Annotated in this window: 8 protein-coding genes; 3 read left to right on the forward strand and 5 right to left on the reverse strand. The window is 60.0% G+C overall.

The annotated features are described in order from the left end of the window. Positions 1-15: 15 nt before the first annotated feature. The 4 genes from CI785_RS01870 to CI785_RS01885 form a co-directional block, all read right to left on the reverse strand. Positions 16-594, reverse strand: coding sequence for an OsmC family protein (locus CI785_RS01870; RefSeq protein ID WP_105030406.1), 579 nt, complete (start codon positions 592-594; stop codon positions 16-18). Positions 595-668: 74 nt separating this feature from the next. Continuing rightward, positions 669-2,018 carry an MFS transporter gene (locus CI785_RS01875; protein WP_105030407.1) on the reverse strand — a complete coding sequence of 450 codons (1,350 nt, stop codon included), beginning with the start codon at positions 2,016-2,018 and terminating at the stop codon, positions 669-671. Between the two features lie 1,249 nt (positions 2,019-3,267). Continuing rightward, positions 3,268-3,594 carry a thioredoxin gene (gene trxA / locus CI785_RS01880; protein WP_105030408.1) on the reverse strand — a complete coding sequence of 109 codons (327 nt, stop codon included), beginning with the start codon at positions 3,592-3,594 and terminating at the stop codon, positions 3,268-3,270. A gap of 73 nt (positions 3,595-3,667) precedes the next feature. Beyond that, positions 3,668-4,408: an SDR family NAD(P)-dependent oxidoreductase gene (locus CI785_RS01885; protein ID WP_105030415.1), complete on the reverse strand. Its 741-nt coding sequence runs from the start codon at positions 4,406-4,408 to the stop codon at positions 3,668-3,670. 99 nt (positions 4,409-4,507) lie between these two features. On the opposite strand from CI785_RS01885, the gene CI785_RS01890 reads away from it, so the two are divergent. From CI785_RS01890 to CI785_RS01900, 3 genes are all read left to right on the forward strand, one after another. Further along, complete coding sequence (locus CI785_RS01890; protein WP_205753540.1) at positions 4,508-5,140, forward strand: TetR/AcrR family transcriptional regulator; 633 nt, start codon at positions 4,508-4,510, stop codon at positions 5,138-5,140. A gap of 120 nt (positions 5,141-5,260) precedes the next feature. Next, complete coding sequence (locus tag CI785_RS01895) at positions 5,261-5,749, forward strand: ACT domain-containing protein (RefSeq protein WP_105030409.1); 489 nt, start codon at positions 5,261-5,263, stop codon at positions 5,747-5,749. A gap of 37 nt (positions 5,750-5,786) precedes the next feature. Further along, a complete protein-coding gene (locus CI785_RS01900; RefSeq protein WP_240614946.1) occupies positions 5,787-7,013 on the forward strand; it encodes a MalY/PatB family protein in 1,227 nt (408 codons plus the stop codon). 85 nt (positions 7,014-7,098) lie between these two features. Here the strand turns inward: CI785_RS01900 and CI785_RS17250 are convergent. Further along, a partial coding sequence (locus CI785_RS17250; protein WP_170068206.1) for a pectinesterase family protein occupies positions 7,099-9,487 on the reverse strand: 2,389 nt, incomplete at its 5' end.

The raw sequence follows: 9,487 nt of genomic DNA on the forward strand, positions 1-9,487 counted from the left end.
GAAATGGTGAGTGAGCTAGACCAGGTTGGTCACAACATCGACGGGGCGGATGAGCGTGTCCCGGATCGGGGATCGCTGCTGTACGGCGTCAACGAGGGCCTCCAGCTCTTCCCGTGCAGTTCCCGGGGCGTCCAGCTCGATGGCGACTCGGATCTGGCTTGCGCCCGGTGCTTCTTCCGGGGCGACCCCGAGGAAGGAGGCCAGATCGAAGTCGGCCTCCAGCATCAGGTTGTAGCTCTTGAGCTTGATCCCCCGGGACGCCGCATTTGCGGCGAGGGTTACCGTGTAGCAGGCCGCCAGCGCCTGAAGGACGTACTCTGCAGGTGAAACGGCGGAGTCTGTGCCGAGCAGTGCTGCGGGCTCATCGCTCCGCATTTCGAACTTGCCATCACGGGAATCATCCTTGGTGCCGGCCTGGGTGAGCGAACCTGTGGTTGCTCGCAGCTTGAACCCTCCTTCCCACTGTCCGTTGACCGCGAAGGTGACCGCGCCCGCGGTGCGCTCGTTCCGTACTGCGTCGACCGTCGCCGACAGTTGATCCAGATCGACGCCGTTAAGCGAGCCCCGCTGGGTCTGTGCGTTGGGTATGGACATGACTTCCTCCTGATAGGAATGAACTGATCGTGCGGTTTGTAGGTGGATTCAGCTATATCGGACTGAAGGTCCACCTAGTGGAACGCTACAGTACCGGCTGTGGTCACGGGCTGCGACTTCGCGGTTTGTTTGATCCGCGCCCTGACGACGAGCACTAGGACACCGGATAGCAGCGTGAAGGCGCTGGCGACGAGCATGCCGGGCTGCAGGCTGCCGGTTGCGTCCTTGAAATAGCCGGAGATGTACGGTGCGAAGAACCCGGCGAGATTGCCAATGGAGTTGATGACGCCTATCCCGGCTGCGGCGGCGGTGCCAGTTAGGAATGTGGGCGGGATCTGCCAGAAAACAGGGATGGAGCAAAAGACGCCGACTGCAGTTATGCAGATGCCAATCATGCTGAGTACGGGCGACCCGAGGATGAGGGACACCGCGAGGGAGAGTCCTCCGATGAAGCAGGTGATGGCAACATGGACGAAGCGGGATTGGGTTTTGTCCGAGTGCCGGGACCAGGGGAGCATCACTGCAGTTGCTACGGCGTAGGGGATGGCGGTGATCAATCCAATTTGGGTGAGGCTGAAGCTCATTCCATATGTAGCTTGGAAGCTGGACACGATCTGAGGGAGGAAGAATCCGACAGCGTACACGCCATAGGCGATGCCGAAGTAGATAAAGCCAAGCACGAACACTCTTGGCTTGAATGCAGCACGGATAGAATGCCCGTCGTGCGTTGCATTCACTGACGCATCCTCTGCTGCTATGACTGCCTCAAGCTTTTCAGCTTCATCGCGTGGAAGCCACGTTGCCTTTGTGGGCCTGTCCACCAGGACGAAGAAGCCGATGATGCCCGCAAGGACTGTCACGAGGCCTTCGATCAAAAACATGAAGCGCCAGCCGACAAGGCCGAGCAGGCCGTCGCCGTGTTCCATCATCATCGTGGAGATCGGAGACCCCAAGAGGAAGGAGACCGGAGCTGCGATATAGACGAACGCGACAATGCGGGCTCGTTGTCCGCGCGGGAACCACATACCAAGGAAATAAATGATCCCAGGAAAGAATCCGGCTTCAGCGACGCCGAGCAGGAAGCGCAGGATGTAGAAACTGGTCGGCCCCTGAACGAAGGCCATAGCGGCGGCGATCGCTCCCCAGGTCACGACAATTCTTGTGATCCAAATTCGGGCTCCGAATCGGTCCAGCATGAATTGGCTCGGTACTTCGAAGAGGAAGTAGCCGATGAAGAAAACCCCGGCACCGAGTCCGTACGCCGTGGCGCTCAAACCGAGATCAACGTTCATTGTAAGTGCGGCGAACCCAACATTGACGCGGTCGACGTAACTGAGGAAATACAAAATCATCAACATGGGAAGAAGCCGGAACGCGACCTTTTTCATGATCGCCGGATCGATAGTGTCCATCATTTCGGGCATGCCTCCTACAACGTCGGTGTTGTTTACGGGATCTTCAAGCCAACCTCACAGCACACCAAGGCTCCCCAGAACCGTTCAGAACGTCGGGCATGTGGTCCGCTCGACATCTCTGCCTCGGGTGAATAACTGGCTGCGTCAAGTGAAGCAGATCACACCGGCAGGGTCAAGACTTAAGTTCCACGTGACGGATCGACGTTTCGTTCTTCGGAACGGCATGGTGAGCTGACTTCGGTATTGCTTCAGAAGCGAGGAATAAAGGAGAGCTGCGTGCCGTGTGTTTCAAGCCGGTCATGAGGTGGAAGGCCGTCGCGGTGTTCCCCCACGAGGACCGCACTTTGATACGGCGGTGAAAGGCCGACGAAGCGTACCTAATCGGTGAGGAGGGATCGCCGGGTCCAGACCATAGGTCGGCATCGAGGAAATCATTCCGGTAGCAACTGAGGCCGAGGTGCGACGCGGCCTCCTACGCACTACGGGTTGATAGCCGAGGACCCCGGGCCGGAACCGGCCGCAGCGGACGTCGGCACCACCTTCGTGGGTGTGCAACTGGATGCTGCATGACGGGCCAGGCATGACGTGATTACATGGCCCATGCAGTATCCGGCAGCTTGCATGTTCCATTGCCTTCGAGGCTGAACGGTTATTCTCGCTTCAGGCGACGTGCTGGACTCCCTGTCGCTTGTCAAGCCGGCACTACTGCTTGGCATCGGAAAACGACACGGAACAGGCAGAGGCGTACCCCTTCCTGTCCCGCGTTGTCGTTTCCTCAAACCTGCTGCAGTGCTGTTCGTGCACCTCATGGGCATAGGAGTGCTGCTCGGCCGGGCGAGGAAGGACTTGGAAGAACTCGACCGCCATCAGGCTATGAGACAATTCACCAACAGCTCATGTGTGCTGTAGCGCTGATTATCACCCTGACAGTTCTACTGTTGAAGCCCGTTGGGCTTAGAAAGCGCATACGCGAGCCTCGATGCAGTAGGCCCCCGGGGCGTCAGGGCTGGTACAGCGAGGAAGCCCGCCGTAGAACAGAAGATGATTTTGGCGGGATCCTTACGCACTGCATCGTCAGGACACGCGAATGTCCCTCTCCGTGCGGCGCTGCTACTGCTGCTACTGCATAGAGGTTCGTCAGTGATCGTGGCCTGCATGGACGTCGTGTGTGCCGTGAAGCGTCCTTTCCTAGAACACCTGCGTGTGTCACCCGCTTGTCAATGGCCCTGATGCTTCGGCTCGGCGCTTTAGGCGACATCTAGCGTGCGATGTAAGGTGCTAGCCGATCTTCGAAAGCGTCTTTGGGCATGGCTCCGACGAAGGAACCGACGACGTCCCCGTTATTGAAGATCCGGAATGCCGGGATGGAGGAGACGACGTACCGCTGAGCGAGTTCGGGGTTCTCGTCAACGTTGACCTTAACGATCTTGAGGTTGCCTGCCTGCTCCTGTGCAATCTGGTCGAGGATCGGGCCGACGACCCGGCATGGCGGGCACCAGGGGGCCCAGAAATCGACCAGCACCGGCAGCTCGTTCTGAAGAACCTCGGCCTGGAATGTTGACGTTGTGGCGGTCTGTGCTGGCATGGTGTGTTGCCTTTCGGGTAGTGGAATGCGCAGGCGAACTTAGGAGAACGCCCGAGGGGGGCGGAATGTGCGGTCAGAGGTCAAACGCGCCGCCGTCGACGGCGATGTCCTCGCCTGTGATGAAGCTGCCGTCATCGGAAGCCAGAAAGAGGATTGCTCTGGCGACCTCGACTGGTTGACCCAGGCGACCCATCGGTACTGTGCTGATGAGTCCTTCCCGGACGCTTGCGCCGTCAGGTCCGAGGGAGTCGAGCATGGGGGTGTCTACCGGGCCGGGACTGACGGAGTTGACCCGGATCCCTCTATCGACCAGACCCGCAGCCAGAATGCGGGCGAAGGAGCGAACAGCGGCTTTGCTTCCTGCATAGAACGTGAAGTCTGGCCAACCCGTCATGTGACCGTCACCAGCTACAAGAACAATCGCCCCGCCCTCTTTCATGAAAGGCAATCCCTTCTGCACGGCGAAGAACGTGCCTCGGGCGTTGACGTCGAAGGTTGAGTCGAAGTAATCGAATGTTGCGTCCTCGAGGGCGATCGAAGGAGCGATGCTCGCGCTGGTGACGATGATGTCGACAGATCCGCTGCGCTCCCTGACAGTTGCCCACAGTTGATTCAGGTCGGCGATATTGGCCACGTCGCCCTGCAGCGCTGTGACGTTGTCGCCGAGTTCAGCAACCGCCTCATCGAGCTCTTTCTGACGGCGACCTGTGATGTAGACCGTCGCTCCTTTACTGAGCATCAGTCGCGCAGTCGCCAGCCCAATGCCGCTGCTCCCTCCTGTGATGACGGCGATCCTGCCCGTTAATTTCTTCATCTCCAGCATTCTCTGTAGTGACTGCTACACATTCAATGACCTATACTGTAGTGAACACTACGAAAATTGCAAGTACGATCAGCCTCCCCTGAAAGGTGCATGATGCCCGCAGGTCGCAAGCGTGGGTTCGATGATCAAGCTGCCCTGCAGACGGCGATGGAGTTTTTTTGGCGTCAGGGCTACGAAGGGACGTCGATCGCGGACCTCACAACAGCTCTGGGAATCAACCCGCCCAGCCTGTATGCGGCGTTCGGGAGTAAAAGAGACCTGTTCGAGAAGGCTTTGGGGCGCTACATGTGCCAGCGGACGGCGCAGATGGAAGAAGCTATCTCCAAGCCCGGTGTCGACGAAGCGATTACCGCGTTGCTCCTGGGACGAGTTGAGGTCTTCACGGACCCGGATTTGCCAGCCGGTTGCATGACTGTCCAGTCCGGGCTGTCCCTGGCCAAACCTCACGCCGACATCGTGGAAATGCTTGCGCAGGCGCGGGAGGGCATGAGGCTCATGGTCCTGGAACGCCTTGCTCGAGCGGTGGCGGAAGGAGAGCTTCTACCCGGTACAAGTTGTGAAGCATTGACCCGGTTCATCATGACCACTCTGTATGGGTTGAGCGTTGAGGCAGCAGCGGGTGCCCCGAAGGACGAACTGATTGCAGCTGCAAACCTGGCTATCGAGGTCGTGCGAGGAATGCTGTTCCAGCCTCAAGGCCATCATGTGTATGCGCAGGTTTGAGGTGCCAGCAGGCAGCAGAGATGCGTGCACTGTAGCTTCTGATCAACCGCTGCTCGATAAGCAGGCACATGCAGGAAAGCACACGACAAGCGTCACGCACAGCAAGGGAGCGGCATCGTGATGGCTGAAGCTGGTTCCGCACTAACCAGACCTCTGACCCTCACGCTCCTGCCGGAACGTCTGAGCATCTACCGTTTCGACTCAACCACTGCTCTCACTGATATCGGGCTGCTACCGGGAATCTGGTCGATTACCCGTACCCGACAGGAGCTTTCGGTCGTCGCAGCGGAAGGTTGTTGTGCGACAGCCGATGCGGAGGACCCGGGGTGGAGGTACCTGTATGTCGCCGGTCCAATCCCCTTCGATCTGACAGGCATTATCGCTGGGCTCACAGCAACGGTCGCCGCACGAAACCTGCCTGTGTTCGTCCTTTCAACCTTCGACAGCGACCTGCTGCTCGTCCGAAGTGCGTCCCTCGATCAGTCGTTGCAGGCCCTGCATGAGCAGGGCTACGGCATTCAGTACGACGCCGACGAGACACCGCCCGGTAGGCCTACTACGCACGACGGCCAATCACAACCTCCGGCCGGCAACGGCGCGGGGGTTTGAACTGGAATCTGAACCTAAGCACTTGGAGGAGAGACGCATGCGTGCCGAACAACTTGCAATGAGGACAGACGCGGGAATCCCCAACCCGTTGGAGGAGCTTGGTCTGGCTGATTTACGTCAGCGCACGAGCATGAAGTGGCGTGCGCACCCTGAGGACGTCCTGCCCCTCTGGGTTGCTGAGATGGATGTCAGGCTCGCCCCCGAGATAGCCGACGCCCTCCACCGAACGATTGACTCTGGTGACACCGGGTACCCGTACGGCACCTCCTACGCGGAGGCCTTTTCCCGCTTCGCAGCTGACAGGTGGGGTTGGCACGAGCTCCAGGTCGACAGGACCGCGATCGTGCCGGACGTCATGATGGGGGTCGTCGAGGTTCTGCGGTTGGTTACTGCCCCTGGTGACGCAGTGGTGGTCAACTCACCGGTTTATGCCCCGTTCTATGCTTTTGTTGCCCACGACGACCGGCAGGTCGTTGAAGCACCTCTTGGTGCCGACAATCGGATCGACCTCCAGAGGCTGGAACTCACCTTCGCCCGTGTCACCGAACAGGGCCGGCATGCCGCTTACCTGCTGTGTAATCCGCACAACCCAACAGGCACTGTTCACACGGCTACCGAACTGGCCGCGGTCGCAGAGCTAGCCGCAAAGTACAGGGTCCGGGTTGTCTCCGATGAGATCCACGGACCCCTCGTCCTTCCTGGAGCGTCCTTCGTTCCGTACCTCAGTGTCCCCGGTGCTGATGACGGATTTGCTGTGATGTCGGCGTCGAAAGCGTGGAACCTTGCGGGCCTCAAAGCGGCTCTGGCTGTCGCTGGTCCTGCAGCAGTGGAGGACCTCGCCCGGCTACCGGAAGAGGTCAGCCATGGCCCGAGTCATGTGGGCCTAATCGCTCATACCGCAGCATTGGAGCACGGTCAGTTGTGGCTCGACTCACTGCTGCAGGGTTTGGACGACAACCGGACTCTCCTTCGTCAGCTCCTAACTAAACATCTCCCTCACGTTCAATACACCCCACCTGAGGGCACGTATCTTGCGTGGTTGAACTGCAGTTATCTGGACAGCGGGCCTCATCACGCGACCAAGGACCTCGCTGTAGTAAGTGATTTGGCTGGGCCGGCAAAGCTGTTTCTCGACCAGGCGAAAGTCGCGCTCAGCTCGGGACACGTGTTCGGCAGAGGCGGACACCAGCACGTGCGCCTCAATTTCGCCACCCATCCGGCGATCCTTACTGAAGCAGTGACGCGTATGGGTCGTGTGAACTAGCGCGCCTACACGAGTGATCAAGAACGAAAAGCGTAGGCCCCTCGACGGAGATCGAGGGGCCTACGCTTTTGTTGTTCGCTGCGGACTACCGTCCGACAGGGTTCCAGCCGTCGGTACCGGTGAGGTACTGCTGGGCGGTGGCGCCGGCTGCCTGCTCATCGGCCAGTTGTGGTCGGTTGGCGTTGATCGTGGCTCCAACCCCAGTGTTCTGGTATTCGAAGAAACGACCGTCGGTCCACAGGTTCGGAGCCATATCGGACCACGGCTGAGCGACACGGATCGCGGCGGGAAGGTCAGTGGTGCGGATGGTGACCTGTCCCCGGGAGTTGTAGACGATCCCGTTCTTCGTATAACCATCAGCCCAACCACGCCAGGGCCGGGCAAGGGAGAAAGTGTTAGCAGGCGCGTTGCTGATGATCGTGCTGTCAATCAGCAAGAAGCCGTACGGGTTCTTGTCAGAGGTACTCGGCGCGAACACGTACCCGTTGTTGCTGTTGCTGCCGCGCGTAAGCGCATTGATCGTGCTGTTCTGGAACACCGCCGTGCCGCGGCCGAAGATGAAATCGACGTCGCCTTCGATGTAGCTGTTGACGAAGTACGAGCGGGAGATCACCGGGGCGTCCCCTGAATCCGCGAGCAGTGTGTCCTGGTTACCCAACAGCCGAACGTTGTCAAAGATCAACCGGTCGCCTGTGGTTTTCAGAGCGACGGCTTGCTCGCCGTTGATCTTCAGTTCCTGGTAGGAGTTCTCGATGGTCACATTCTTGACGGTGACGTTGTTGCCCTTGATGAGCGTGGTCTGGCTTCCGCCGGTGCCGTAGGCCACACCGGTGGCGGGGTTGATGGTAAGTGCCGCGTTGTTGTAGGTGATGACGACGTCGCGGGCGTTGCCGGTGGTGCCGATGATCGTCACCCCGTTCTTTGCGACGTTGACGAGTTCGCGGTACACACCAGGCTTGACAGCGATCACGGTGGGCTTGATAACTGTTCCAGCGACCGCAGCGTCCACAGCAGCCTGAACGGTGGTGTACTGTCCGGTGCCGTCTGCTGCTACCAAGATGTCGTGAGCGGGCAGCGGCGCGCCGACCGATGAGCCGGTGACGGCAGCGGTGGCCGCCGACTCGTTGCCGGCCCGGTCGACGGCGGTCAGCACATAGGTGTAGGTGCTGCCGTTGGCTGCTGTGCGATCCGTGTAGCTCGTTGTGGCGAGCAGGTCGGTGTTAATCCGGTTGATCGCCGTTGGGGCGGTGGTTGTTCCAGTCGAGCGGTAGAGGTTATAGCCGGCAAGATCCTCCTCCGTGTTCGCTGTCCAGGTCAGGTCGACACTGCCATCGCCTGCGGAGGCGGTAGGGGTGGCGGGAACTGCGGGAGCAACGCTGTCCGCGGGTGGCGGGGGAGGGGTCTGGCCTGTGGGGTTCCAACCATCGTTGCCCGCCAGGTAGGTCCACTTCGTGTACTTTGCGGCATCCACGGTGCTGAGCTGCGGCCGGTCGCCGTTGATCACGGCGCCGGGGCCTGAGTTGTTGTATTCGAAGAAGCGGGCGTTTCGCCAGGAGAAGGTGGTGGACATGTCCGTCCACGCTGAGGGCTTGATGGCTGCGGGGAGGGCGGTGTCACGAACGACAACCTGTGCGATGGCGTTCGGATCATTGCTGGGCTGCCAGGGGCGGCCGAGGTGGAAGCTACCAGCGGGGGCATCGCTGAGGACCGTGCTGTCAGTGATCAGGTGGCCGAAACCCAGGCTCTTGTCGGTACTGGCAGCAGTAAGGTAGCCGTTGTTCGAGCTGCTGCCCCGCGTGGCTGCCATCAACGTGCTCTTGTCGAACACTGCGGTGCCGCGTCCGAAGATGAAATCGACGTCACCTTCGATGTAGGAGTTGGTGAAGTAGGACCGCGCGCTGACGCCGGCTGCGGGGGAATCGACGTAGAGGGTGTCCTGATCACCGAGCAGACGTACGGTATCGAACACAAGCCGGTCACCGGTGGTCTTCAGTGCTACAGCCTGCTCGCTGCCGGTTCCGGTCTCCTTGTACGAGTTCTCGATTGTGAGGTTCCGAGTTGTGACGTTGTTGGCCTTGATCAGGACGGTCGCGCTTCCAGTGGTGCCAAGGCTTCCGGTGCCGTCGGCTTTCGGCGTACCCGCAGCGTTGCCATAGGTAATGACAACGTCTTCAGGAGCTCCGCCGGCACCGACCAGGGTGATGTTCGGCTTGCTCACGGAGATCACTTCTCGATAAGTGCCGGGCTTGACGGCGATGACGAATGGAACCGCGGAGTTCGCCGGGGCCGCAGTGAGAGCAGCAGCAATCGTCGTGTAGTCCCCACTCCCGTCGGTAGCGACTGTCAAATCCGCTCCAACCACTGGTGACTTGGCAATGGTGCGGGTTCCTTCGGCGCTGGCAGCGGCCGAGGCGTTACCGGCAGCATCGACTGCGGTGACCTTGTAGAAGTAGGCAACGCCCGGAGTGCCCGTC

It is taken from the genome of Arthrobacter ruber (assembly GCF_002954225.1).
GTDB classification, from domain to species: Bacteria; Actinomycetota; Actinomycetes; order Actinomycetales; family Micrococcaceae; genus Arthrobacter_D; species Arthrobacter_D ruber.

Excerpts from the sequence above, each read along its gene's own strand:
- CI785_RS01870 (WP_105030406.1), bottom strand. The coding sequence starts at position 594 with ATGTCCATACCCAACGCACAGACCCAGCGGGGCTCGCTTAACGGCGTC.
- CI785_RS01875 (WP_105030407.1), bottom strand. The coding sequence starts at position 2,018 with ATGCCCGAAATGATGGACACTATCGATCCGGCGATCATGAAAAAGGTC.
- trxA (WP_105030408.1), bottom strand. The coding sequence starts at position 3,594 with ATGCCAGCACAGACCGCCACAACGTCAACATTCCAGGCCGAGGTTCTT.
- CI785_RS01885 (WP_105030415.1), bottom strand. The coding sequence starts at position 4,408 with ATGAAGAAATTAACGGGCAGGATCGCCGTCATCACAGGAGGGAGCAGC.
- CI785_RS01890 (WP_205753540.1), top strand. The coding sequence starts at position 4,508 with ATGATGCCCGCAGGTCGCAAGCGTGGGTTCGATGATCAAGCTGCCCTG.
- CI785_RS01895 (WP_105030409.1), top strand. The coding sequence starts at position 5,261 with ATGGCTGAAGCTGGTTCCGCACTAACCAGACCTCTGACCCTCACGCTC.
- CI785_RS01900 (WP_240614946.1), top strand. The coding sequence starts at position 5,787 with ATGCGTGCCGAACAACTTGCAATGAGGACAGACGCGGGAATCCCCAAC.